This is a genomic window from Citrobacter sp. RHBSTW-00570, from assembly GCF_013739755.1.
Lineage (GTDB): Bacteria > Pseudomonadota > Gammaproteobacteria > Enterobacterales > Enterobacteriaceae > Citrobacter > Citrobacter braakii.
Window position 1 is genome coordinate 4,236,318 of sequence record NZ_CP056399.1, and the last position, 25,930, is coordinate 4,262,247.

At 52.6% G+C, this 25,930-nt stretch carries 21 protein-coding genes and 2 pseudogenes; 6 read left to right on the forward strand and 17 right to left on the reverse strand.

The genetic code is table 11. The features are described 5' to 3' along the window. Nucleotides 1–119 precede the first annotated feature (119 nt). From carB to HV237_RS20145, 4 genes are all read right to left on the reverse strand, one after another. Nucleotides 120–3,347: a carbamoyl-phosphate synthase large subunit gene (carB, locus tag HV237_RS20130; protein ID WP_016151650.1), complete on the reverse strand. Its 3,228-nt coding sequence runs from the start codon at nt 3,345–3,347 to the stop codon at nt 120–122. A gap of 17 nt (nt 3,348–3,364) precedes the next feature. Further along, on the reverse strand, nt 3,365–4,513 hold the full coding sequence (gene carA, locus HV237_RS20135; RefSeq protein ID WP_003018918.1) for a glutamine-hydrolyzing carbamoyl-phosphate synthase small subunit: 1,149 nt from the start codon (nt 4,511–4,513) through the stop codon (nt 3,365–3,367). A gap of 455 nt (nt 4,514–4,968) precedes the next feature. Further along, entirely contained in the window at nt 4,969–5,790 is an 822-nt protein-coding gene (gene dapB, locus HV237_RS20140) for a 4-hydroxy-tetrahydrodipicolinate reductase (protein ID WP_047358348.1), read from the reverse strand. A gap of 133 nt (nt 5,791–5,923) precedes the next feature. Further along, nucleotides 5,924–6,931 (reverse strand): LacI family DNA-binding transcriptional regulator, encoded by a 1,008-nt coding sequence (locus HV237_RS20145; protein ID WP_016151647.1) that lies wholly within the window; start codon nt 6,929–6,931, stop codon nt 5,924–5,926. A 187-nt stretch (nt 6,932–7,118) separates the two neighbouring features. Here HV237_RS20145 and HV237_RS20150 point away from each other — a divergent pair, with 187 nt between their 5' ends. From HV237_RS20150 to HV237_RS20170, 5 genes are read left to right on the forward strand one after another with little or no spacing between them, the layout of a single operon-like run. Beyond that, the gene (locus HV237_RS20150; RefSeq protein ID WP_047358349.1) at nt 7,119–8,864 is read left to right on the forward strand and encodes a class I mannose-6-phosphate isomerase; all 1,746 of its coding nucleotides are present in this window, start codon (nt 7,119–7,121) and stop codon (nt 8,862–8,864) included. 4 nt (nt 8,865–8,868) lie between these two features. After that, nucleotides 8,869–9,297, forward strand: a complete 429-nt coding sequence (locus HV237_RS20155; RefSeq protein WP_047358350.1) for a PTS fructose transporter subunit IIA — start codon at nt 8,869–8,871, stop codon at nt 9,295–9,297. Between the two features lie 11 nt (nt 9,298–9,308). Then, entirely contained in the window at nt 9,309–9,803 is a 495-nt protein-coding gene (locus tag HV237_RS20160) for a PTS sugar transporter subunit IIB (protein WP_003837349.1), read from the forward strand. 10 nt (nt 9,804–9,813) lie between these two features. Then, nucleotides 9,814–10,614: a PTS sugar transporter subunit IIC gene (locus HV237_RS20165; RefSeq protein ID WP_016151644.1), complete on the forward strand. Its 801-nt coding sequence runs from the start codon at nt 9,814–9,816 to the stop codon at nt 10,612–10,614. Then, nucleotides 10,614–11,432 (forward strand): PTS system mannose/fructose/sorbose family transporter subunit IID, encoded by an 819-nt coding sequence (locus HV237_RS20170; RefSeq protein ID WP_016151643.1) that lies wholly within the window; start codon nt 10,614–10,616, stop codon nt 11,430–11,432. Before HV237_RS20165 ends, HV237_RS20170 begins: the two co-directional genes overlap by 1 nt. 41 nt (nt 11,433–11,473) lie before the next feature. Here HV237_RS20170 and HV237_RS20175 read toward each other — a convergent pair. From HV237_RS20175 to HV237_RS26225, 9 genes and pseudogenes are all read right to left on the reverse strand, one after another. Then, a pseudogene (locus HV237_RS20175) lies at nt 11,474–12,257 on the reverse strand (glucose-6-phosphate isomerase family protein). Further along, the gene (locus tag HV237_RS20180; protein WP_016151641.1) at nt 12,250–12,813 is read right to left on the reverse strand and encodes a glucose-6-phosphate isomerase family protein; all 564 of its coding nucleotides are present in this window, start codon (nt 12,811–12,813) and stop codon (nt 12,250–12,252) included. The pseudogene HV237_RS20175 and the gene HV237_RS20180 overlap by 8 nt, the downstream one beginning before the upstream one ends. Before the next feature lie 97 nt (nt 12,814–12,910). Then, nucleotides 12,911–13,825: a ribonucleoside hydrolase RihC gene (rihC, locus tag HV237_RS20185; RefSeq protein WP_047358352.1), complete on the reverse strand. Its 915-nt coding sequence runs from the start codon at nt 13,823–13,825 to the stop codon at nt 12,911–12,913. A 66-nt stretch (nt 13,826–13,891) separates the two neighbouring features. Continuing rightward, nucleotides 13,892–14,842: a 4-hydroxy-3-methylbut-2-enyl diphosphate reductase gene (ispH, locus tag HV237_RS20190; RefSeq protein ID WP_016155658.1), complete on the reverse strand. Its 951-nt coding sequence runs from the start codon at nt 14,840–14,842 to the stop codon at nt 13,892–13,894. Between the two features lies 1 nt (nt 14,843). Continuing rightward, on the reverse strand, nt 14,844–15,293 hold the full coding sequence (gene fkpB, locus HV237_RS20195; RefSeq protein ID WP_003018929.1) for an FKBP-type peptidyl-prolyl cis-trans isomerase: 450 nt from the start codon (nt 15,291–15,293) through the stop codon (nt 14,844–14,846). A gap of 116 nt (nt 15,294–15,409) precedes the next feature. Then, entirely contained in the window at nt 15,410–15,907 is a 498-nt protein-coding gene (gene lspA / locus HV237_RS20200) for a signal peptidase II (protein WP_003018932.1), read from the reverse strand. After that, nucleotides 15,907–18,723, reverse strand: a complete 2,817-nt coding sequence (gene ileS, locus HV237_RS20205; protein ID WP_047358353.1) for an isoleucine--tRNA ligase — start codon at nt 18,721–18,723, stop codon at nt 15,907–15,909. The genes lspA and ileS overlap by 1 nt, the downstream gene beginning before the upstream one ends. A 37-nt stretch (nt 18,724–18,760) precedes the next feature. After that, on the reverse strand, nt 18,761–19,699 hold the full coding sequence (ribF, locus tag HV237_RS20210) for a bifunctional riboflavin kinase/FAD synthetase (protein ID WP_016155656.1): 939 nt from the start codon (nt 19,697–19,699) through the stop codon (nt 18,761–18,763). Nucleotides 19,700–19,706: 7 nt separating this feature from the next. Further along, nucleotides 19,707–19,922, reverse strand: a pseudogene (locus HV237_RS26225) (DUF2575 domain-containing protein). A 105-nt stretch (nt 19,923–20,027) separates the two neighbouring features. On the opposite strand from HV237_RS26225, the gene rpsT reads away from it, so the two are divergent. Further along, nucleotides 20,028–20,291, forward strand: coding sequence for a 30S ribosomal protein S20 (gene rpsT, locus HV237_RS20215; protein WP_003018940.1), 264 nt, complete (start codon nt 20,028–20,030; stop codon nt 20,289–20,291). Nucleotides 20,292–20,583: 292 nt separating this feature from the next. Here the strand turns inward: rpsT and nhaR are convergent, their stop codons facing one another. The 4 genes from nhaR to HV237_RS20235 form a co-directional block, all read right to left on the reverse strand. Then, entirely contained in the window at nt 20,584–21,483 is a 900-nt protein-coding gene (gene nhaR, locus HV237_RS20220) for a transcriptional activator NhaR (protein WP_016151636.1), read from the reverse strand. A 38-nt stretch (nt 21,484–21,521) separates the two neighbouring features. Then, nucleotides 21,522–22,688: a Na+/H+ antiporter NhaA gene (gene nhaA, locus HV237_RS20225; RefSeq protein WP_016151635.1), complete on the reverse strand. Its 1,167-nt coding sequence runs from the start codon at nt 22,686–22,688 to the stop codon at nt 21,522–21,524. 156 nt (nt 22,689–22,844) lie between these two features. Next, a complete protein-coding gene (locus HV237_RS20230; protein WP_046274470.1) occupies nt 22,845–24,560 on the reverse strand; it encodes an aryl-sulfate sulfotransferase in 1,716 nt (571 codons plus the stop codon). 118 nt (nt 24,561–24,678) lie between these two features. Continuing rightward, complete coding sequence (locus HV237_RS20235; protein WP_047358354.1) at nt 24,679–25,929, reverse strand: hypothetical protein; 1,251 nt, start codon at nt 25,927–25,929, stop codon at nt 24,679–24,681. Between the last annotated feature and the right edge of the window lies 1 nt (nt 25,930).

Below are 25,930 nucleotides of genomic sequence, written 5' to 3' on the forward strand. Positions count from 1 at the left end.
ATGAAAGCACGGTTGGCCAGGAATGACCTTATGAGAGATAAAAAAAGGGTTTCTTTACAGAAACCCTTTCCCAATTATATTGCAGACCCGGTTAGCGCAATTATCACCGGACCCTTTTTTTATGACTTTTTGATCTGCGCGTGCATTTCCTGAACCGAGGTCACCTTCTCGGTAGCATCGGCATTCAGCGCCATCGCCGTTGCGAAACCGCCGTTCAGGGTGGTGTCATAATGCACTTTGTACTGTAGTGCGCTGCGGCGAATCAGCTTGGAGTCTTCAATCGCCTGACGGCCTTCGGTAGTGTTGATGATGTAAGTGTACTCGCCATTCTTGATACGGTCCTGAATGTGCGGACGGCCTTCATGCACCTTGTTCACCAGACGTGGATTGATACCGGCTTCGCCCAGCACAATCGCGGTGCCGTGCGTCGCATCCAACTCGAAACCAAACTTCAGCAGCTTCGCCGCCAGGTCAACCACGCGCTCTTTATCGCCTTCGCGAACGGAGAGCAGCGCACGACCCTGTTTTTTCATGGTGGAGCTGCTGCCGAGCTGTGCCTTGGCGAACGCTTCCGCGAAGGTACGGCCCACGCCCATCACCTCACCAGTAGAGCGCATTTCTGGCCCTAACAGCGGATCAACGCCCGGGAACTTGTTGAACGGCAGCACCACTTCTTTTACCGAGTAGTACGGCGGGATAACTTCTTTGGTGACGCCCTGCTGTGCCAGCGTTTTCCCGACCATCACGCGCGCTGCAACTTTCGCCAACGGTACGCCCGTTGCCTTGGAGACGAACGGAACGGTACGCGCCGCACGCGGGTTCACTTCAATCAGGTAAACTTCGTTATTCTTCACCGCAAACTGGACGTTCATCAGACCGCGAACCTGCAGTTCGAAGGCCAGTTTCTGCACCTGCTGGCGCATCACATCCTGAATTTCCTGGCTCAGGGTATACGCAGGCAGAGAACATGCGGAGTCACCGGAGTGCACGCCCGCCTGTTCGATGTGCTCCATGATACCGCCAATCAGCACCATTTCGCCGTCGCAGATGGCGTCCACGTCCACTTCAACCGCGTCATCAAGGAAACGGTCCAGCAGTACCGGCGCATCGTTAGAAACGCTGACCGCGGTCTGGAAGTAGCGACGCAGGTCGGCTTCGTCGTAGACGATTTCCATCGCGCGGCCGCCGAGAACGTAGGACGGACGCACCACCAGCGGGTAACCAATCTCTTTCGCCTTCTCAACCGCCATTTCAATGGCGGTCACGGTGGCGTTCGCCGGTTGTTTCAGCTTCAGACGGTCAACCGCCTGCTGGAAGCGTTCACGGTCTTCCGCACGGTCGATAGCATCCGGGCTGGTGCCGATAACCGGCACGCCTGCCGCTTCCAGCGCGCGCGCCAGCTTCAGCGGAGTCTGGCCGCCGTACTGCACGATAACGCCTTTCGGCTTCTCGATGCGCACGATTTCCAGCACGTCTTCCAGCGTTACCGGCTCGAAGTACAGACGGTCGGAGGTATCGTAGTCGGTAGAAACGGTTTCTGGGTTACAGTTGACCATGATGGTCTCGTAACCGTCTTCGCGCAGCGCCAGCGAGGCGTGTACGCAGCAGTAGTCGAATTCAATGCCCTGACCGATACGGTTTGGACCACCGCCCAGCACCATAATCTTGTCACGATCCTGAGTTGGATTCGCTTCGCACTCGTCTTCATAAGTGGAGTACATGTAAGCGGTGTCGGTGGCAAATTCTGCCGCGCAGGTATCCACGCGCTTGTAGACCGGGTGCAGGTTATATTGGTCACGCAGCTTGCGGATTTCCGCTTCGCGTACGCCGGCCAGTTTCGCCAAACGCGCATCGGCGAAACCTTTGCGCTTCAGTACGCGCAAGAAGTCAGCGTCGAGGCCGTTGATGCCAAGGTCTGTGACTTTTTCTTCCAGGCGCACCAGTTCTTCAATCTGCACCAGGAACCAGCGGTCGATGTTGGTCAGGTTGAACACGCCATCGACGGACAGGCCAGCACGGAAAGCATCGGCGATGTACCAGATACGCTCGGCGCCCGCGTCTTTCAGCTCGCGGCGGATTTTGGTCAGCGCTTCCGGGTCATCCAGACTTACTTTCGGGTCGAAGCCGGTCGCGCCCACTTCCAGACCGCGCAGCGCTTTTTGCAGAGACTCCTGCTGGGTGCGGCCAATCGCCATCACTTCACCGACAGATTTCATCTGGGTGGTCAGACGGTCGTTAGCGCCAACAAATTTCTCGAAGTTGAAGCGTGGAATTTTCGTCACAACGTAGTCGATGGACGGCTCAAACGAAGCCGGAGTCCGCCCGCCGGTGATGTCATTCATCAGTTCGTCGAGGGTGTAACCTACCGCCAGCTTGGCTGCGACTTTAGCAATCGGGAAGCCGGTTGCTTTGGATGCCAGCGCCGAGGAGCGGGAGACGCGCGGGTTCATCTCGATAACAATCAGACGGCCGTTTTTCGGGTTTACCGCAAACTGGACGTTAGAACCACCGGTTTCAACGCCGATTTCACGCAGCACCGCCATCGAGGCGTTACGCATGATTTGATATTCTTTGTCGGTCAGCGTCTGGGCTGGCGCAACGGTGATGGAGTCACCGGTATGGATGCCCATCGCGTCGAAGTTTTCGATGGAGCAGACGATGATGCAGTTGTCGTTTTTATCACGTACCACTTCCATCTCGTACTCTTTCCAGCCAATCAGCGATTCATCAATCAGCAGTTCGTTGGTTGGGGAAAGATCCAGACCGCGTTCGCAAATTTCTTCAAACTCTTCGCGGTTGTAGGCGATACCGCCGCCGGTGCCACCCATGGTGAAAGACGGACGGATAATGCACGGGAAGCCGACGTCAGCGGCAACCGCCAGCGCTTCTTCCATGGTGTGAGCGATGCCTGAACGTGCGGTATCGAGACCGATTTTTTTCATCGCGATGTCGAAGCGACGACGGTCTTCCGCTTTATCAATGGCATCCGCCGTCGCGCCAATCATGGTCACGCCGAACTCAGCCAGTACGCCCTGGCGTTCCAGCTCCAGCGCACAGTTCAGCGCCGTCTGACCGCCCATGGTTGGCAGCACCGCATCGGGGCGCTCTTTCTCAATGATTTTGCGTACCACTTCCCAGTGAATCGGCTCGATGTAGGTGGCATCGGCCATTTCCGGGTCGGTCATGATGGTCGCCGGGTTGGAGTTCACCAGAATAACGCGGTACCCCTCTTCACGCAGGGCTTTACACGCCTGCGCGCCGGAATAGTCAAACTCACACGCCTGACCGATAACGATCGGACCCGCGCCCAGAATCAGGATACTTTTTATGTCTGTACGTTTTGGCATGGCTCTTTTACTCCTGATTATTTCGCGGACTGACGGTATTGCTCAATTAACTCGATAAAGTGGTCGAACAGCGGCGCAGCGTCGTGTGGACCCGGGCTTGCTTCAGGGTGCCCCTGGAAGCTGAACGCCGGTTTGTCGGTACGATGAATCCCCTGCAGGGTGCCGTCGAACAGCGACTTGTGGGTCACGCGCAGGTTGGCAGGCATGGAGGCCTCATCGACCGCAAAACCGTGGTTCTGAGCGGTGATCATCACGGTGTTGTTATCAATATCTTTTACCGGATGGTTGCCGCCGTGGTGGCCAAACTTCATCTTAATGGTCTTCGCACCGCTTGCCAGCGCCAGCAGTTGATGGCCGAGGCAGATGCCAAATACCGGAATATCGGTTTCGAGGAATTTCTGAATCGCGGTAATCGCGTAGTCGCACGGCGCCGGATCGCCAGGGCCGTTGGACAGGAAGATACCGTCCGGATTCATCTTCAGCACATCTTCAGCAGAGGTTTTCGCCGGCACAACCGTCAGGCGGCAGCCGCGATCCGCTAACATACGCAGAATGTTACGTTTAGCGCCGAAATCGTAGGCCACTACGTGGAACGGCAGTTCATCGGCGGATTTAGCTTCCGGCAGGTCACCGGCCAGCGTCCAGCTACCTTGCGTCCAGCTATAAGGCTCCGCGGTGGTCACTTCTTTCGCCAGATCCATACCGTTCAGACCCGGGAAGGCTTTCGCTTTTTCCAGCGCCAGCGCCGCATCCGGGTTATCACCCGCGATAATGCAGCCGTTCTGTGCGCCCTTTTCACGCAGCAAACGCGTCAGCTTACGGGTATCGATATCGGCAATTGCCACAATATTATGGCGTTTGAGGTAAGAAGAGAGGTCTTCGGTATCGCGGAAGTTGCTGGCAATCAGCGGCAGGTCGCGGATGACCAGGCCTTGCGCATGTACTTGAGAAGATTCTGCATCGGCTTCATTGGTGCCGACATTACCGATATGAGGATAAGTAAGAGTGACGATTTGGCGGGAATAGGAAGGATCAGTGAGGATTTCTTGATAACCGGTCATTGAAGTATTGAAAACGACTTCCCCAACCGCCGAACCTGTTGCCCCTATGGCCCGACCGTGAAACTGGGTTCCGTCTTCCAGAACCAATAGCGCTGACTTAATCAAAACACCCTCCAGAGAATATTCACTCACTTTATTTGCATATTAATTCATTAACACCTCATGAATCAATGCAAATTTGCTTACCTATGGATTTCTGGCAAACGGCGGCATTCTAGAGATAGCCCACGTAAAAGTCTACCCAAAAGGGCATTTTTTATTATTATTTTACGCCACTGAGATAAAACACACGATTTAACAGGCAAAAAGATCAGCTAACTTGGGGTGGAAAACGCTTGCGGAAGATAAAGAGTGTAAAAACAGGAAGCGCGATAGATAAAAGTGGACCATTTGGTCAAAATTTACATTGAAATAACAAAATAACCCCGCAAAACATCAACAAATAGGTCATTAAATAAAAAATCAAATTAAAAAGCGAAAAATAAAAGGGCAATAAAATATTGCCCTATGTAATCAAATAGTTATGATTACAATAACCACATCACGAAGGGTAATAAAAGTTATAAATTGCGTAAATCAAGCACATCTTTCATATCAAAAAGACCGTTTGACTTTGATTTCAGCCAAATTGCCGATCGTACTGCACCATTGGCAAAGGTCATGCGGCTGGAGGCTTTATGCGTGATCTCAATGCGCTCGCCAATATCGGCAAACATCGCGGTATGCTCACCAACGATATCTCCCGCCCGCACCGTGGCAAAACCGATCGTACCGGGTACGCGCTCACCGGTGTAACCTTCACGCGAATAGACGGCACACTCTTTTAAATCTTTATCCAGCGCCCCGGCAATCGCCTCCCCCATCGCCAGCGCAGTGCCTGACGGCGCATCCACTTTATGACGGTGATGGGCTTCAATAATCTCAATATCGGTGTAATCACCCATCACTTTCGCCGCCTTCTCCAGCAGCTTAAGCATGACGTTAACGCCAACGCTAAAGTTCGCGGCGAAAACGATAGCAATGTCCTGCGCAGCATCACGAATAGCCTGTTTGCCCGCGTCATCAAAGCCAGTGGTGCCAATCACCATCCCTTTACCGTGCTGGCGGCAAAACGCCAGATGCGCCAGCGTGCCTTCCGGGCGAGTAAAATCGATGAAAACATCAAAATCATCTTTCACCGCCTCAAGACTACTTTGCACGGTAACGCCCGTTTTACCGGCTCCCGCTAATTCTCCGGCATCGCTTCCCAGCAAAGAAGAACCTTCGCGCTCCAGCGCCGCGCCGAGCTGTACGCCATCCATGCCAAGAGTGGCCTGAATCAACTGACGCCCCATGCGCCCTCCGGCTCCCGCGATGGCAACGCGGATTTGTGCATCATGCATAGCTATTCTCTTTTGTTAATTTTACGTAAATCGTTTTCAGATTAACCAGCACATCGCTGCGCCGCCAGCCGAAAACGTCGATAATTAGAATTTAATGATAAACAGGCAGAGATATCAGTAAAAGGCATGACGATCAGCGAAAACCACATGATTCTCTGACCACCAGCGCAGGTGGCAGAATAATGCGTTTCGGAGGTTCGTCATTTCCCTGAATGCGACTATAAAGTAGCTCCCCAGCCTTGCGACCTATCTCTTTTGCGGCCACCGACACGGTGGTGAGCGCAGGTTGTACCAGCGCCGCTTCGGTGATGTCATCGAACCCCACCAGCGCAAAATCGCGCCCTGGTTCACGCCCCATTTTGCGTAATGCCTGCATAACCCCAAGCGCCACAATATCCTGATAACAAACGGCGGCGGTAATTTCCGGGAACCGCATAAGAAGCGACTCTGCCACTTTTGCGCCGTCAATCTGGCTGGCCTGCGTCGCCACTATCCATTGCGGATTCGGCGATATTCCCTGCTCCAGCAACGTGCTGGTGAATCCACCGATACGCTGTGCCCGGCTCCCGGAACTTGGGCTACCACCGATAAACGCAATATTCTTATGCCCCATTTTGACTAAATGGGTGGTGGCCATTTGCGTACCGAGAAAGTTATCGGTTCCCACAAAATCAAAATCAGGATCGCTAAGAGGGCGAACCACCATGATGGCGGGAATATTGCGCCTTTTCAGCGCCTCGAAGAAGGAGGTCGGTGTTTCGCGCGCCGCGCAGAGCACCATGCCGCAGGCATTATTGCGCATCAACGAGTCGACAAATTTTTGCTGCCTTTCTCCTGACTCTTCACTGTTTGCCAGAAACAGAAGCAGGTCATGCCGCTCCATCTCATGGCTTAGCCCTGCAGTCATCTCACCGTAAAAAGGGTTAGTGATATCGTGTAACAACAATCCGACCTGATTACTGCTCCGGTTACGCAGGTTGGCGGCGGTTTGATTATAAACGTAGCCGGCATCGTCCAGCGCTTTGAGCACCCTGTCACGTGTGGCCTGAGAAATGCGCCCCCGGTTACGCAACACCATTGAAACGGTTGCCGTGGAGACTCCCGCGCGTTCAGCAACCTGCGCCAGCGTGACTGTAGTCATGACCTCTCCTGTTTATTTCGAAGGTTAATCGAATAACCGAAATATTGCCTTTTTACGTGTGATTCACATCACGCTAACGTGCATTTCACCGCACTGGATTCTGATTATGGCGGGTTAATCGCGTTAACCACACTATGAAAATAAGGTTAATCGATTAATCTTAAATAAGCCAACACGGAGACAGAATATGCGTACAACCTATAATAAATTCCCTGAGGTTAACGTTCAGGGCTATGACAACCACGCCTGGCAGGGTTGGTCGTCAATTCATTCAGTGCTTAACACCAGGGTTTCTACCGCCGCCAAAACCGTATTGATCGTGGATTGCTATCCGGGCGTGCGGCTTGACGAGCTGGAGCAACAGCTTGTTACGACATTAGATACCGCACTGGTGCTAAATATTGAATCCGCCCGCCGCGATGAGCAGGCCCTGCATGATTTACTGGCGCGTAACCTTACCGACGATCGCGTATTCGGCGTTCTCTCCTGTCATCACCTGGATGAATTTTTTGATAGCGACAAACTCAGCCAACTCCGCCAACAGATTGATGCCGTTACCTCAGGGCTGGTTGTGGTGTACGGCTCGGGCGCTGCGCTGGCACACCCTGGTGACGTACTGGTTTATGCCGATCTTCCGCGCTGGGAAATTCAACAGCGTATGCGTCATAACGGGCTGGGTAACTGGGGTGCAGAAAACCAGGATGAAGATATTCTTCGTCGTTACAAACGTGCTTTTTTCATTGAATGGCGGGTATTCGACAAACACAAAACGCCGTTACTCAAACGCGCCGATTATTTGCTCGATACCACGGTAGAAAATAGTCCCACGATGGTCAGCGGCGACGCGTTACGCGCCGGTCTGCAACAAACCACCGAACAACCGTTTCGCGTTGCCCCTTTCTTTGACCCAGGCGTCTGGGGCGGGCAATGGATGAAACAACGCTTCGATCTCGATCCCTCAGCCCCCAATTACGCGTGGTGTTTTGATTGCGTGCCCGAGGAAAACAGCCTGTTACTGCGTTTTGGCAACGTGCGGATCGAGATCCCCTCTCAGGATCTGGTGCTGACCTGTCCCCGCCCCCTGCTGGGTGAAAAAGTTCACGCACGCTTTGGCGCGGAATTCCCGATCCGTTTTGACTTCCTCGACACTATTGGCGGCCAGAATTTGAGCTTTCAGGTTCATCCGCTCACGGAGTACATTCAACAGCAGTTTGGTATGCACTATACCCAGGATGAGAGCTATTACATTCTCGAAGCCGAGCCGGACGCCGTGGTGTATCTCGGGACCAAAACCGGGATCGCACCGCAGGATATGCTCGACGACCTCCGGGCCGCGGGTCGTGGCGAAAAAACCTTTGATGATGAACGATTCGTTAACCAGATCCCTGCACATAAACACGATCACTTCCTGATCCCTGCCGGAACCGTACACTGCTCGGGTGCAGGAACCATGGTGCTGGAGATCAGCGCAACGCCCTATATCTTCACCTTCAAGCTGTGGGATTGGGGCCGCTTAGGGTTAGACGGCTTACCGCGTCCGGTGCATCTGGATCACGGTCAGCAGGTTATTGACTGGCAGCGCGACACGCAATGGGTGCACGACAACCTCGTCAACCGTATTGAACCCCTGGCTGAAGGAGAGGGTTGGCGGGAAGAAAGAACCGGAATGCACGAACGCGAATTTATCGAAACGCGTCGCCATTGGTTTACGGCACCGGTCACTCACCATACCCATGGCGGCGTCAACGTCCTGAACCTGGTCGAAGGTGCGCAGGCCGTTGTTGAAAGCCCGAGCGGCGCGTTTCCCCCGTTTGTCGTCAACTATGCAGAGACCTTTATCATCCCTGCCGCCGTCGGAGAATATCGTATTTCGCCGTTTGGCAAAGGCGTCGGTCAACAGCTCGCCACGATTAAAGCCTGGGTTAGAGGATAAGCGCATGATTAACGTAATTGTTGCCACCCATGGTCCCCTGGCGGACGCGCTTCTCGCCAGCGGTCGTATGGTTTATGGAGAATTACCGCATATTTACCCCGTCACGCTGAGTGAACAGGCAGGTATCGAAGGGTTTAAAGCGACGTTCTCACAGGTTCTCACCAGTGCCGGAAAAGACGCTGACGGCGTACTGGTGCTGTGTGACATGCAAAGCGGTACGCCGTGGAATGTCGCCTGTCATCATGCTTTTTCTTCACAAACGGTTCCTCCCGTTGCCGTCGTAGCGGGGGTCAATTTCCCGATGCTGTTACAAAGCGAGGAGATTTGCCATTTAACGGATGTTCACGCCGCAGCCGTCGAGCTGTTGGCGCTGACGATACCCACGCTGATTAAAGCCGCCCCGGTTTTATCCGTTCAGTCCGACGATTTTTAAAGGAAAACACTATGAGTATTTCTTTTGTACGTATCGATGACCGCGTAATCCATGGGCAGCTCGTGACACGTTGGGCCAAAGAGCTGCCCTGTGATGGGATCGTCGCTATAGACGACGCCGTCGCGGCCGACCCTTTGCTCTCTTCGGTGATGAAAGGCGCCGTACAGGACACCAAAGTTTGGTTGTTTGATACGGCCACCGCGATTGAAAAATTGCCAAAAGTCATTGCCAGCGAGAAACGTTATTTCGTCATTGGCAAATCCCCCGTCACGCTCAAACGCATTGAAGAAGCAGGTATCAGCCTGAAAAATGCCAACGGCAAGATTAATGTAGGTCCGATGAGCGCGCGTGCTGATACCACCACCATCGGCCCGAATCAGTCGGTCAACGGGGATGAAATTGCCGCCTTTGACTGGCTGACGCAACATGGGCACCTGGTTGAGTTTCGCCTGGTTCCTGATGCCAGTTGCTACAGCTGGCAGGACGCACGTCAGAAGCTGAAATAAGGAGCGCACGATGATTATCGAAGCTACGTTGATTGGCATACTTTGCTATCTCGGCGCCCTCAGCAGTCCCTGGCTTCTGGGGCTGACCGGCGGCTGGTATCTGATCACCCGCCCGCTGATTTCCGGAATGCTGGTCGGGATTATTCTCGGCGACATTAAAACCGGGATCATGATTGGCGTCGCGGTTCAGGCGGTGTATATCGCGATGGTAACGCCTGGCGGTTCGATGCCGGCCGATCTCAACTTTGTTGCTTACCCCGCAATCGCCCTAGGGATCCTTTCAGGAAAAGGCCCCGAGGTCGCGGTCGCGCTGGCTGCGACCATCGGTATCGCCGGAACCATTTTGTTTAACGCGATGATGGTACTGAACTCCTTCTGGAATCACCGGGCAGATGTGGCGCTGGAACGGGGCGACGAACGCGGTATTTACCTGAACAGCGCCATCTGGCCACAGGTGACAAACTTTGTCCTGCGTTTTGTACCAACTTTTATTGCGGTTTACTTCGGCGCGCAATACATCAGCGGTTTTATGGACAGCTTGCCGAAAATAGTTCTGTCAACGATGAACGTACTGGGCGGCATTTTACCCGCCGTCGGGATCGCGATTTTGCTGAAGCAGATCATCAAAAACTACACCATGCTGATCTACTTCCTCGTCGGTTTTGTCTGCATCGTATTTTTAAAACTCAACATGGTCGCGCTGGTGATCGTCGGTTCGCTGTTGGCGTTGATCCATTACAACTACAAACCGGAACCGCCGCAGGCCGCGAATGCAAAGTCGGTAGCCGATGATGATGAGGATGAATTCTGATGGAAGAACGTACACTTACGCGTAAAGATCTTCGCCGCTGCTGGCGCGCATGGATGATGCACAACTTGTCATCGATGAGTTTTGAACGTCTGGAATCTTTTGGCTTTTGTCTGAGTATGCTTCCGGTGGCGAAAAAGCTCTATCCCGACGCAGCCCAACGTACTGAAATGCTGCGCCGTCATGCCTCATTCTATAATACGGAGCCCCAGATAGGCGCGATCGTAAACGGTATGGTGCTAGGGCTGGAGGAGAAAAAAGCGAACGGTGAGCCGATCGATGGGGAGACCATCAATACCCTGAAGGTTGGCCTGATGGGCCCTATTGCCGGGATCGGCGATTCAATGATCCCTGGCATGCTGATCCCTATCCTGCTCAGCATCGGCATGGCCCTGGCGGCCGGCGGTAACATTCTCGGGCCGCTGTTTTATACCGTTGCCTGGCTGGCCATCATCATTCCCGGTTCGTGGTTCTTGTTCCTGAAAGGCTACAAAATGGGTTCTGGCTCGGTGGAAATGCTGGTGAGCAGCAAGTCTGCCCGTCTGCGTGAAGCGTTATCGCTGCTGGGTGTGTTTGTCATGGGGGGCGTGGCGGCCAGCTACGTTAAACTTGGCACCGGACTGGAGTTTATTACCAAAGATGGGGTGAATATCCATGTTCAACAGATGCTGGACGGTATCTTCCCGCAGTTACTGCCGCTGATTGTGGTGCTTGGTACCTGGTATCTGATGGCCAAGCGCGGTGTGTCACCAGTGAAAGCGATGATTTTACTGTTGATACTGGCCGCCCTCGGCGTTGCCACGGGCCTGTTTGCGGGATAACACACAGAAAACGGTACAACCGGGGCTATGCCCCGGTTTTTTTATGGATGAAAGTTTTGCCACAGCTCGGGGTGCTTGTCCGGGCGTGAGATAAATTGGAAACGCGCCGGGTCCTCGATGAATTGTTGATAAACAGGTGCGGAGGTAATCGAGAATTCCGTATATTGTCTGGGCGTAACGGCCTGCAGTCGTCCAGGGATGTAACGCGGATTATGCTGCCAGATAACGTTGTTGCCCTGCAGCAGCGGATACCATGCCAGTCCTTTATGCGCACGCACAGCGTCGTACTCAAAACCATATTCACGATCGCACCACGCGCCAAAGGTTAACGGTACATCCGGGTCTGCGGATATAGTCGCATGCCCCCAACCGGGTGGTACCAACACTTTCTCACCGGGGTCCGGCAATTACAGCAAAACAGCGGCCTGGGTCGTCCTCAACATATTCCTGCATATAAATGATCGCTTTTCCCTGCCAGATTTCATAAAGCTCCGGCGGAGACCAGCCGCTGTGCTGACTAATACGATGAATATGTCCCTGACTACGCACCGGCTCTTCTCCCAGCCGTCCCGCCGCATAGGTCACCACACCAAACAACAGCATCCGCTTTTTCAACTCTTCGCGATCCTGCATTCGCGCCACATCCATCGCTATGGCATACACCTCTTGCGGCCCTTCACAGTGCGGATCGCGCAGCGAGGCGCGAATCTGGTCGAGTTGACGAATCTCCGGCATCGGCCCGGTAACCTCATCCCCATAGCTAAAACCAAGCGGGTGATGATGGACCGTCATATCCAGGCCGTAAGAATGCGCTAAGTCACCCATTCTGTACCTCCTTCGCCTGAACCGTCTTATTTTCCTCAAAGACCCTTATTCTGAAGCCGCTGGCGAGCGCTGCATAATCATGACCCGCAATCCCTGGCCATACGGCGAGCGCCGACAGAACCTCTTCCCCGGTGTTGATTAACCGATGCGCGGTAAAGCCGGGGATAATGTGGACAGATCCCGCGAATACTTTTTCCAGCCTCGCGTCGCCCTGCTCAGTTTGCAACAGCAGCAAACCGGTGCCACGCAGACCAAAATAGACTTCCCCCTGTTCGCGGCGCGCATGGAAATGCCCGCGGGTCATAAAATACTCACAGCCGACCCGGCCAGGGTAAAGATGGGTAACACCGGTGTAGAGTTCACCTTCAGCGGGAGAGGTATCCAGCATCTCGACGTCATACACGACCTGCTCGCCAGCCAGCTGTTGACGGGCGTGTTCATCGGCAAAAACGTCTGGAAGATCCTCAATACGGGTGGATTTACGCAATAACAGGCCATCAGCTAAAGCGCCGCTTGCCCACGCCACCTGCGGTGGCTGGATAAAAGAAAGGTTCATATGTGTCTCCGGCCCGAGGAGAACAACAGGATCAGATTAGCAGATTAATCGATTAACCTGCTATCGCTATCTGCATATTGCGGGCCGGATCACAGCCTCAAGGTGCCAGCGTCAGTACCTCTGCCACCCACTGCTGGAATCCCTCAACGTCCAGCCCCAGCGCGACCAGGGCATTTGCCGGATGCCCTAAACGTCCTTCAATGTCCACCACCGTCGTACCCGAGGTATATTCACCCTGGGTTTCAACCGCCACGAAGCACGGCTGCAGGGTAAACAGTTCCGGGCGCACCAGCCAGGCAATAGCGCACAGGTCGTGCATTCGTAGCCCCGTATTCATACTGCCGCTACGGTAATGGCTAAACAGCGCGTGCAGCATTTTTCCCGTCTGGTTAAGCTGCGGCAACGTCGCCAGATAGTCAGGCGTGAGCATGGCCTGATTAGTGACATCCAGCCCACACATCACAATCTCCAGCCCGCTCTGGAAGACTTTTGCGGCGGCCTCGGGATCAATAGCAATATTAAACTCGGCGTTTGGCGTGAAGTTCCCGCGCCCGGCAGAACCGCCCATAATCACCAGACGGTGAATGTTGAATATGCATTCAGGATAATGAGTCAGCAGCAGCGCAATGTTGGTCAGGGGGCCAATTGCCACCAGCGTCACAGGCTGCGGGGCATGCATCAACGCATCGCGAATGGCCTGGAAGGCAGGTTTTGCCATCACCTGGCGGTCATGTTCGACAAATTCATACCCTTCCATACCTGATTCACCGTGTACGGAAGCGGCATCTCGTAGCGGTCTCACCAGCGGCATCGATGCCCCCTGCGCCAGTGGAATATCCGCATTCCAGAAGTGCAGCAGTTGCAATGCATTACGGGTGGTTTTTTCCACCGACACATTACCTGCTACCGTGGTCATCAGTTGCAGATCCAGCTCAGGGGCAAACAGCGCGGCGGCAATAGCGGCTGCATCATCAATGCCGGGATCGGTATCAAGAATGATCGGTAAGCGCATGGTTTCTCCATAAAAAAATGCCAGACGTTAAGTCTGGCATCTTCTCATAATCGTAACCGGAAAGACTTACTCTACTTCACGAACATCCACACGCAGCTCTTTCGGTACTTCGAAAACGATGTTTTCTTCACGCCCTGCCAGCGGAATAGCTTCCCCACCGCCAAGCTCCTGCAGGCGAGCAATCACGTTTTGAACCAGGATATCAGGCGCCGAGGCACCGGCCGTCACGCCCACGCACCTGGCTTCTTTCACCCACGCTTCCTGGATATCGGTCGCATCGTCAATCAGATACGCCGCTTTCCCCATTCGTTGGGCCAGTTCAGCCAGACGGTTGGAGTTAGAAGAGTTTTTCGAGCCGACCACCAGCACAACATCGGCCTGCTCTGCCAGCGCACGGACCGCTTCCTGGCGGTTGGTCGTGGCATAACAGATATCGTCTTTGCGCGGCCCGACAATTTTCGGGAAACGGCTTCGCAACGCGTCAATAACGTCAGAGGTGTCATCAACGGAGAGAGTAGTCTGCGTCATGAAGGACAATTTGCCTTCATTTTTTACATTCAGTTTCAGCACATCTTCAGGTGATTCGACCAGATACATTCCCCCCTGCGGGTTACTGTACTGGCCCATCGTGCCTTCAACTTCCGGATGCCCGGCGTGACCAATTAAAATTGACTCTTCACCGCGACGGCTAGCGCGGGCAACTTCCATATGCACTTTCGTTACCAGCGGGCAGGTCGCATCAAAAACCGTGAGGTCGCGGCCTTTGGCTTCGTTACGCACCGCCTGAGACACACCATGAGCGGAGAAAATCAGGATCGCGCCATCCGGTACTTCACTGATTTGCTCAATAAAAATAGCGCCGCGCTCGCGCAGGCTATCCACCACATAGCGGTTATGCACCACTTCATGACGGACATAAATCGGTGCGCCGTAAATAGCCAGCGCGTTTTCCACAATGCTGATAGCGCGGTCTACGCCAGCGCAAAAACCGCGCGGGTTGGCCAACAGGATCTGCATTTTACGCCTCCAGTGCCGGTTCGACTTCCAGCACTTCAATATCAAAATGAACGGTATGCCCGGCCAGCGGATGGTTGAAATCAACCGTGATCGAGTCACCATTGATTTCGCGGATCACACCAGGCATCTCACTGCCGTCCATTGCGGTAAAGAGCATGATAGCGCCAATTTCTGGCTCGCCCGCGTCCATAAATTCCCGACGCGAGAAATACTGAATTAAGTCCGGGCTTGACACGCCGAAGGCGGCATCCGGCTCCAGAGCAAAAGTGGTTTTATCACCTTCTTTTAACCCCAGCAGGTGTTGTTCCAGTCCTTCAGACAGAGAACCGTCGCCCAGGCGAAACAGCGCAGGCTTGCCGTTATTGCGGGTTGACTCTGCGGTGGAGCCATCGTCGAGCTTAAGGGTGAAGTGCACCAGCACCGCACTGTTACTCTGTACTGATTTAGACATGCAGGTTGCTCTTTAAAATTGCTGCCGCCTGTTTGCCCGATAGCGCTACGCTTACCGGGCCCACAAGAATCGCAGTATATTGTAGGCCGGATTAGCATAGCGCCATCCGGCATTTTTTATGCGGCTTTTTTCTCTTTCGACGGTAAGAAGCCTTCGAGGACAATCAATGCCGCACCGATACAGATCGCCGTATCAGCAAGGTTGAATGTCGCGAAATGCCAGTCACCGACGTAAAAGTCAATCATATCAACCACGAAGCCGTGCCACAGGCGGTCGAACAGGTTGCCCAGCGCACCGCCAATGATTAACGCATACGCGATGTTGTTTAGCTTCTGCGTCGCCTTCGAGCGATACATCATCACCATCAGGATAACGCAGATACCAATGGCGATACCGGCAAAGAACCAACGTTGCCAACCACCGCTATCGGCTAAGAAGCTAAACGCCGCACCATAGTTACGCGCGTAGTGCAGATTAAGCGACGGGAACAGCGACACCGTATCCCCCAGAGCAAAGTTCTGGAGGATCAGGTATTTGCTGCCTAAATCGATAATCAGCACGACTACCACCAGCCACAGCCAGCGTAGTCCTGTTGAACAAAGAGGCTTACTCATCAGGCAAACTTACGTTGTTCGCCATCACCGGCGATGTTGCTGACACAGCGTCCGCAGATATCTGCATGTTCCGCCACCTGGCCGACATCGGTAGTGTAATGCCAGCAGCGCGGACATTTCTCACCTTCGGCTTTGCTCAGTACGATTTTCAGACCTTTAAGCAGTTCGCTCTGCTGAGCGTCAGCAGGAGCCGCTGCATAATCCGCAACCGTCGCACCGGAGGTCAGCAGAACAAAGCGCAACTCTTCGCCCAGCGCGGTCAGTTTCGCCGCCAGTTCTGGTTCAGCGTACAGAGTAACCGCCGCTTCCAGCGAACCACCGACTTTCTTATCCGCACGTGCCTGCTCGATGACCTTGTTCACTTCGCCGCGCACTTTCAGCAACTCGTCCCAGTAGGCATCGTTCATCGCTTCGGTTTCGCCTAAGCCAAACAGACCTTCGTACCATTCACCGGTAAAGACGTACTTCTCACGATCGCCCGGCAGGTAACCCCAGATTTCATCAGCGGTGAAGGACATGATCGGCGCCATCCAGCGTACCAGCGCTTCTGCAATATGGAACAGCGCAGTCTGGCAACTACGACGCGCCACGCTGTCCGCTTTCGCGGTGTACTGACGGTCTTTGATGATGTCGAGGTAGAACGAACCCATTTCTACGGAGCAGAAGCGCATCAGGCGCTGTACTACTTCGTGGAAGTCATAGGCTTCATAAGCTTTCAGGATCTCTTCCTGCGCCGCTTGTGCACAACCTACCGCCCAGCGATCCAGCACCACCATCTCTTCCGGTTTCACCATATCTTTTACCGGATCGAACCCGTTCAGGTTCGCCAGCAGGAAGCGTGCGGTGTTACGGATACGACGATAGCTGTCGGCAGCACGTTTCAGGATTTCGTCAGAAACGGCCATTTCGCCGGTATAGTCGGTAGAAGCGACCCACAGACGCAGAATATCCGCGCCCAGTTTGTTCATTACGTCCTGCGGGCTTACGGTGTTACCGATAGACTTGGACATTTTGCGACCCTGACCATCAACGGTGAAACCGTGGGTCAGTACCTGACGGTATGGCGCTTTGCCCTTCATTGCAGTGGAGATCATCAGAGAAGACATGAACCAGCCGCGGTGCTGGTCAGAACCTTCCAGATACATATCTGCCGCATGGCCTGCAAACTCAGGACGCACGTCCACAACGGATGAGTGGGTTGAACCGGAGTCGAACCACACGTCCAGCGTATCCGGGACTTTGACATACTGGTCAGCTTCATCGCCGAGGATATCTTTCGGGTCGAGATCCCACCACGCCTGGATGCCGTCAACTTCAACGCGTTTGGCCACTTCTTCCATCAATTCGATAGCACGCGGATGCAGCTCTTCGGTGTCTTTGTGAACAAACAGAGACATCGGCACACCCCACGTACGCTGACGGGAGATACACCAGTCAGGACGGTTGGCAACCATCGATTCAATACGTGCCTGGCCCCAATCCGGGATCCATTGCACGCCTTTGATCTCTTTTAGCGACTGTGCGCGCAGACCTTTCTGATCCATGCTGACGAACCACTGCGGAGTCGCACGGAAGATGATCGGCGATTTGTGGCGCCAGCAGCACGGGTAGCTGTGCTGCATCTTCTCAACGTGCAGCAGAGCGCCTTTATCGCTCAGCAGCGCAACGATTTTGTCGTTGGCTTTAAAGACGTTCACACCGTCCAGATCCGGATAGGTACCCGCCAGATATGCGCCGTCCGGGCCAACCGGGTTAGCGATTTCCAGACCGTATTTCTGGCTAATGACGTAGTCATCCGGACCGTGGCCGCCGGCGGTATGGACCGCACCGGTACCCGCATCCAGCGTAACGTGATCGCCAAGAATAGCCGGCACGTCAAAGCCCATAAACGGATGGGTAAAGCGCAGCAGTTCCAGCTCGGCGCCTTTTACGGTGCCCAGAATAGTGTATTCAGCCGCACCAATACGCTGCATGACGCTTTCAACCAGATCCTTCGCCAGAATCACAGCCTGCCCGTCAATCTGCACCAGCGCATAGTCAAAATCAGGCGCCAGAGAGATTGCGCGGTTCGCCGGTAACGTCCACGGGGTGGTAGTCCAGATAACCAGTGAGATCGGGCCATTGACGTCAGAAACGCTAAATTTCGCTTTTACCGCGTCCTGATCGGCGGCGTGGAACGCAACGTCGATGGACGGGGAGGTTTTGTCATAATACTCAACTTCCGCTTCCGCCAGCGCGGAACGGCAATCAACGCACCAGTGCACCGGCTTCGCACCTTTGTGCAGGTGACCGTTGCCGATGATTTTACCCAGCGCACGAATGATGTTGGCTTCAGTTTTGAAGTCCATGGTCAGGTACGGATGCGACCAGTCGCCCAGCACGCCAAGACGGATAAAGTCTTTACGCTGACCGTCAACCTGCGTCGCTGCGTATTCACGGCATTTGGCGCGGAACTCAGCGGCGGTGAACTTCTCGCCCGGCTTGCCGTATTCCTGCTCTACTTTCAGCTCGATAGGCAGGCCGTGGCAGTCCCAGCCCGGAACGTAAGGCGAGTCGAATCCCGTGAGTCCTTTGGACTTCACGATAATGTCTTTCAGAATCTTGTTAACCGAGTGACCAATATGAATGCTGCCATTCGCATAAGGAGGGCCATCATGCAGAATGAAGGTTTTTTTGCCTTTTTTGGCCGCACGAATGATGCCGTACAGGTCATCATCAGTCCAACGCGCCAGCATTCCCGGTTCACGCTTGGCGAGATCGCCGCGCATCGGGAACCCTGTTTCCGGCAAATTCAGGGTTGATTTATAGTCACTCATCAGATTCTCGGTTCCGTATTTAAAACTCGTATAGGCATTAAGCCGGTTTTGTTAGCCCAAAAAATTCACGGGCAGTCAACTCATCACGCGCAATCTGCGCTTTTAGTTCATCCAGCGAGGCAAATCGCTGTTCGCTGCGTATTTTTTTACGCAGTACTACATCTATATGGCGACCATACAGGTCCATTACAACGTCCAATAGATGCACTTCCAACTGTTGGCGTACGCCTGCTACCGTCGGGCGTGTGCCGATGTTGGCGACGCCGGGGAAAGGTTTGTCACCCAGCCCCATTACTTCAACCGCATAAACCCCTTTCACCGGAGAAACCTGGCGACGAAGCGGTAAGTTTGCCGTCGGAAAACCGATAGTGCGCCCTAACTCGTCACCGTGAACTACGCGTCCTGAGATAGTAAAAGGATGCCCAAGCAGGCTTTCGGCCAGTTGCAGGTTATCTTCCGCCAGCGCCTGACGTACCGCGGTGCTGCTGATGCGCACACCGCCTTCACAGAAGGTTTGGGTGCTGGTGATATCAAAACCATACTCAGCGCCCGCTTCCTGTAATAACAAGAAATCGCCCGCACGGCTAGCGCCAAAGCGGAAATCATCACCAACGGCAAGAAATTGTACACCAAGGCGCTTCACCAGCAGATCGCTGATGAAGGTCTGCGCCGTTAATGCCGCGAAGCGCCTGTCAAAACGCACGCACAGCACGTAATCAACGCCGCACTCCGCCAGATAACGCAGTTTTTCCCGCAGACGGGTGAGGCGCGCAGGTGACTTGTCCGTCGCAAACAGCTCCAGCGGCTGCGGCTCGAAAATCATCACCATCACCGGTAAATTGCGTTTGCGCCCTTCTTCCCGTAAGCCCTGCAGCAACGCACGATGGCCACGGTGCACGCCGTCGAAATTACCAATAGTCAGCACACACCCATGCGGGGCCTGACTGAGATTATGTATGCCTCGTATCAGCTTCATGTCTGGCTCAAAACAGTGAAAATCGTGAAAGTATACCCTGTACCGCGTTCAACGTTAACCGGCGATTGTTTCTACGAAACAGAAAGAGGATGGTTTTCATCGTTATGAAACAAATTGACGCCCTTCACGGGCACACCAATGCAATTTTTCTCGTGGAAAGGCTGTATTCACGCCCCGCAAGCTGGTAGAATCCTGCGCCATCACTACGCAACGAGTGCTGCAATTTAAACGGCGCTTATTTGCACAAATCCATTGACAAAAGAAGGCTAAAAGGGCATATTCCTCGGCCTTTGAATTGTCCATATAGAACACATTTGGGAGTTGGACCTTGGCTAATATCAAATCAGCTAAGAAGCGCGCCGTTCAGTCTGAAAAGGCCCGCAAGCACAACGCTAGCCGTCGCTCTATGATGCGTACTTTCATCAAGAAAGTATACGCAGCTATCGAAGCTGGCGACAAAGCTACTGCACTGAAAGCATTTAACGAAATGCAACCGATCGTGGACCGTCAGGCTGCTAAAGGTCTGATCCACAAAAACAAAGCTGCACGTCATAAAGCAAACCTGACTGCACAGATCAACAAACTGGCTTAATCGCCTGCTTGTTGTCGCTTTGTGAAAAAACCCGCGTAAGCGGGTTTTTTTATGCCCGTCGTTTGCAGCCGGATTCGACAGCAACCGTCATTCACTAGGCATTGAGCTGATAGTCTCTGTCTGGCCGAAGGTGGATAACCGCCCCAAGAGATATCGAGAGATGCGTGAAAACGGCTGGCCACGGAACAGAATTCCGGTATTTATCCGCGAAGGTGGTCAGTACCGGAATTTATTAAAGCAGTAGAATCCTTCCGGCTGTAGGCAACCACCGCAGCCGGAAGCATTACGACGATCAGGCTGATTGCAGCTTAAATAATGCCGAGTAGTCCGCATTGCAAATACGCTGCACCGCTGGATGCTGGATCATTCTTTCCGCAAATATGGCGTGATACTCCTCCATCACATTCTCTACGCGTCCAATTTCAACAATTGAATCATCGGCATAGAAATTGTGGGAGTAAAGCGTAGGCGCAACAAAAATAGCGTTATGCGTTGCGCCGAACGCTTTCATCAGCGCGGCATCATCAAACTCGCCAAGGATTTCAACGTTCAGCCCTTGTGAGTTAATCCAGTTCAACAGCTTACGCCCGAGCATCGAACGGCGCCCAGGGATCAGCAATCGACGCTCTTCGAGGCAGGCCGGAAATGGTTTCTCAGGCAATGGCTGGGTGCACCAAAAGCTCACGCTGCATTCGCCAATCCGCACTGAGAACAACCCTTCCTGCTGCGTAGAATCGATCGGGCAGTCGGAGATAATCATATCCAGTTTATGCTGGCTGAGCTGATCAAGCAGCATCTCGTGCGTTGATTCAAAACAACGCAGATGGATTTGTTCATCTTCAACGACTGCAGCATTCAGCACGCTGCTGACCAGCTGTTTGGACAACGCATCCGCCACGCCGACATCGAACAGTAAATTCGACTCTTTGCGGTAGTTCACGATATCCAGCATTTCCTGGCTTAGCGTGAACATCTTATCCGCATAACGAAAAACCAATTCGCCTAATTCGCTGGGCTCCAGTCCACGCCCCTTCCGCTTGAACAACTTTCCCTGTAAGCGTTCCTCAAGCGCTTTAATCTGCCCGGTAATGGTCTGCGGTGTCAGATAAAGCGCCTCTGCTGCACCAACCACCGATCCTTCTTTATATACATGCCAAAAGTAGTACAGGTGGTTGTAGTTTATATGAGACATACACTCTCCCTGAAAATTGTCACGAAAGGGTTATCCCGTCAGGCTGCTGCGTTCAACCGGGTGCGTAACCAGCAGTAACCTATTACCGCCGACAGCAAAGAACCGATCAGGATCCCTAGTTTCGCCCAGTTAATCAGCTCAGGATCGACGGTCCCAAACGCCAGGCTGGCGATGAAAATCGACATCGTAAAGCCAATGCCGCACAGAATACCGACCGCCATAATTTGCTGGAAATTCGTTCCCTCCGGCAATTGCGCCATCCTGAAGCGTAACGCCAGCCAGCAAAAGAGGCTGATACCCAGTGGTTTCCCGATTAACAGGCCAGCAATGATCCCCAGCGGTAACACCGAAGTCAGTCCATCAATGGTGACGCCCTGCAGTGAGACGCCCGCGTTAGCGAAGGCAAACAACGGTAGGATCAGGTATGCCACCCACGGGTGCAGAACATGCTCCAGACGCTTCGCCGGCGAACGCCCGTGTTTTTCCTTCAACGGGATGAAGAAACCGACGATCACGCCCGCCAGAGTTGCATGCACGCCAGACTTCAGTACGGCCGTCCACAGCACTACGCCAACCAGAATATAAATACCGGTACGTCTTACACCGCACAGATTCAATGCTGCCAGGACAAGGATCGCGCACGCGGCAACGCCCAGCGACAGCAGCGAGAGATCGCTGGTGTAGAACAACGCGATGATCACAATAGCGCCGAGGTCATCAATTATCGCCAGCGCCATCAGGAAGATTTTCAACGCCAGTGGGACACGGCTGCCCAACAGCGCCAGCACGCCTAATGCAAAAGCGATATCCGTTGCCGCCGGGATCGCCCAACCCTCACGGGTGATAGGGTCAGCATAGTTGAATGCCAGATACAGCAGCGCCGGGACAATCATGCCCCCGATAGCGGCAATGATCGGAAACGCAGCCTGGCGCAGACTGGCCAGCGAACCTTGCATTAACTCACGCTTCACTTCCAAACCGATCAACAGGAAGAACACCGCCATCAACGCGTCATTGATCCACAGCAGCATATTTTTGTTGATCTCAAGCGCGCCAACCCGCAGTTGAACGGGCGTTTCCAGAAAGGCGTGGTACCATCCACTGGTAACCCCGATATTTGCCATCAGCATAGCAACCACGGCAGCGATGATCAGAATGATGCCCCCCGAGGCGTCACTACTAAAAAAACGATGCAGATGTTTCACTTTTATTCTCTCTATTGGGTGAATACTTCGTAAATACTATCTTACACCTTCAGAAAGCTCGTTAAAATTAGATTATTCATGATGAATAGATCGGTTTTTACGAATAAAAAAGCCCGAACAGATGTCGGGCATAGAGCGCAAAACACTGAGACCTAATCAGGCATACAGTCCCATTTTATAAACGCGGAAACTGGTGATGTCATAGCGATAGCCTACGCCATTCACTTCCTCGTTTTTATAGTAACCAGAGGTCATTGTCGCCTCAAAAAGCACCGACTTGGTTACCGGTTCAATTTCTTGCAGAAGCAAATTCCCCAATGCTTCATTTCCTTCCTGCGGGTCAATAATGTCGCTATCCCCCGGCTGGCAAGAGATAGCTCGGCCATTTTCGTCAAATGTGCAATCGCCGAAATGCACAACGATGTTGCCATTCTGCAACACCTCTTTGGCGCTTACACAACTACTATAACCGCGAGCTCCCAACTCCTTACCGTATTCAAAAGGGCGCATTACCGTCATTGCGTTCAAATCAACGATAAAGTGTACAACCCGGCTGTAATTATCTGGTGGAAGCAGGCTTTTACTATCAACACGAGAGCGATAGTTACCATTGTCGAATACCATAAATTCGACCATTCCTGGTTCGTCATTAGCCACTTCAGTCACATTGTGTTGTCCCCACGACCAAAAATCACGGTTTGCTGCATCCACATCATCCTGATTGCTGAAGTCATAAAGAGGGACACCATCACTGTCGACCGGAGTCAGAAGGTAAGGCTTATACTCCTCGCTCCAATCTTCATGCGTGGACATAATAAACTGCAGCGATTCAGTCTCGAGGCTGATGCCAAAAACAGCGCTCTGATGACGCCCTGAAGCGATCAGCAAACTATTCGTTTCATTAACATAGCTTTGGTTGATATGCAGCCAGTCCTGAGCGGTCGGATCTTCACCAGGTGCCGTCCCCGTTGGTCTCGCTGTACGTGAGGTATCAAGAATAGCGGCCATGTCGTAATAGGCAATTTCCAGCCCGGTAGATAAATCCACAACTGAGACGCCATCTTCATTAGTCTTCAGTGAATCTGGTCTGCCCGAGGTATATTCGGAAGGCGCGACGATGGTATTACTGTCCCATTGCCAAATTGAGTGGTGGAATTGGTTATCCAGAATATAAAAAGTATACAGCCGTCCCATCATGTCGAACTCATACATCTCAAGGTAGGTGTTTTTAGCTTCTGATGTAGCCAAGAAATGACCGTTATCAATGCGCACCAAATTGAATGACGGGAAGTCCTGTGTCACGTACCAACGCACCACACCATCCTGATCCAGAGCATAGTTATAGCGGTCGAAATGCGTAATGAAATAGCAGCCCGGCGCAATCAGGTCGGCGTCAGTCACTGGTTGAGTCACATTGATAACAGGAAACCCTAACTGCACATCTGCAGAATCCGTTGCAGGTAAAGGTTGGGTTGCTATCGTATAAGTGGCGATAACGACTTCATCAACCAAAATAGCCAGTTGGTTATCGACATCTGCCACTAGGCCAAGTACAGGCAGCAGATTCGCCCCCACATTCAACGTAAAATCTTGCACGACTTGTATCGCGCTTTGCGCCAGATCCTGAATTTTCAGCGTTACAGTACGTTCTTCAGCACTCCAAACACCGGCATATGCACTTAAAGGCGCTGTACCATAAGGGTTTAGAACAATGACCGCATTTTCCAACGTATTCTCATCAGTGATCCGAGCCAGACAATCTTGATAAACAGCTGTATGACTGAGAACCATCTCATTATTGCTGTCAATCTCCTGATTAACAGCGGGACGAGGTGTAGGCAACTTAATATCGGGGGAAATAATCTTTTTCATTATGCGTGTCCAATGTATTCATTTCATCGTTCCACAGCGGAACAACAAAATAAATACACTGGGGATGTATCAATCAGGCAATCAAAAAGTATCAATTAATATCAATAAAAACATTCCGTTATCGCATTATATTTTTATTATATTCAAATTTTAAATAATTCAGTACGACCGTAACATTGGCAGGAGACAGGCGGCTAAGCTGAAAGAAAAACGGATGCGTATGCAAAAACTGAATAAATTTAGTGCTGCCCGTTAAGGTAGCGTAGCGTAGCATACTCGTTTTTTTATTTCCTGTGAGGTTACATACGGCTTTAGAGTAACCGCGTGTTGAGAAGGCTCGCCAGACATTATTACGTATTCCGCCACTAAGGAACACTCGATAAGGAAAGTCTTTATCCGGAGGTGAACCCCCCATTTCTCTTACAAATGATATATGACAACGACCTTGCCGCACAGATTGCAGATTAGCCATCATACATCCTCCTAATATAAAACACTCATGATCGATGTCGTGCTGAACATTGAGGGAGTGCTCATCCGTAAGCTCTTTGACCAGCTCAAAATGCCGGTACGCGGGAAGAACCGGTTTTACCAACATCCCGGGATCGTTTTTGTAAAGCGTGGCGGGACCATAGTCGATATCAAATAGGGTATTTCGCCGCATCGTCATGAGTTCTTTGCGTTGGACAAGATGCGCTAACGTCCCAGGCGGCAGACGTTCCTCGTATTCAGAAATGTACTGATATTCGTTTTCGACAGGCTGCGTGGAATAATTAGTTGTCACAGCGATAACCCTGCCACTGCTCTCTTCCGCCGTAACCAGAGCATACAAACTGTTGTCGCCGCCATTAAATTTAACCCGAAAAGCGCACGTACTCATCGCCAGATCAAACGCAGGAAAAACGAACTCTCGTTCAGCCTCATTTACCTTGCGGGATAATTTTTGTAGCGCACGGTTTAGACCCGTGCTGTCTAATGAAAGTGTCGCTCTAATATCAGACAACGAAGCGCCTTCCTGGATAAGTCTGGCAAGGTTTTCCTGACGGATATCTGCCTTATGTTCTCTTGGGGAAACGAACGTTTTGTGGCACTCAAGGCAGTATAGTCGCGCCTCTCTTTGAGCGGAAAATCCATATTTTTTCAGTGATGAACTACCGCAGCCAGGACAAGCTTTAATCAATCCCTTCCAGGCCTGGTTTGCCGACTGACGGAAGAGATTGAGCGAGTACTCAGAAATGATGGGGAACAAAAATCCACATTCTCTACACAGAATCTCCTTCCCTTGGGTTAAATAATCCGGACTATTTAATATACCCATATTTTTACAAGTAGGTGTTTTACAGGCATCAACATTGATTCGAGAAAACATA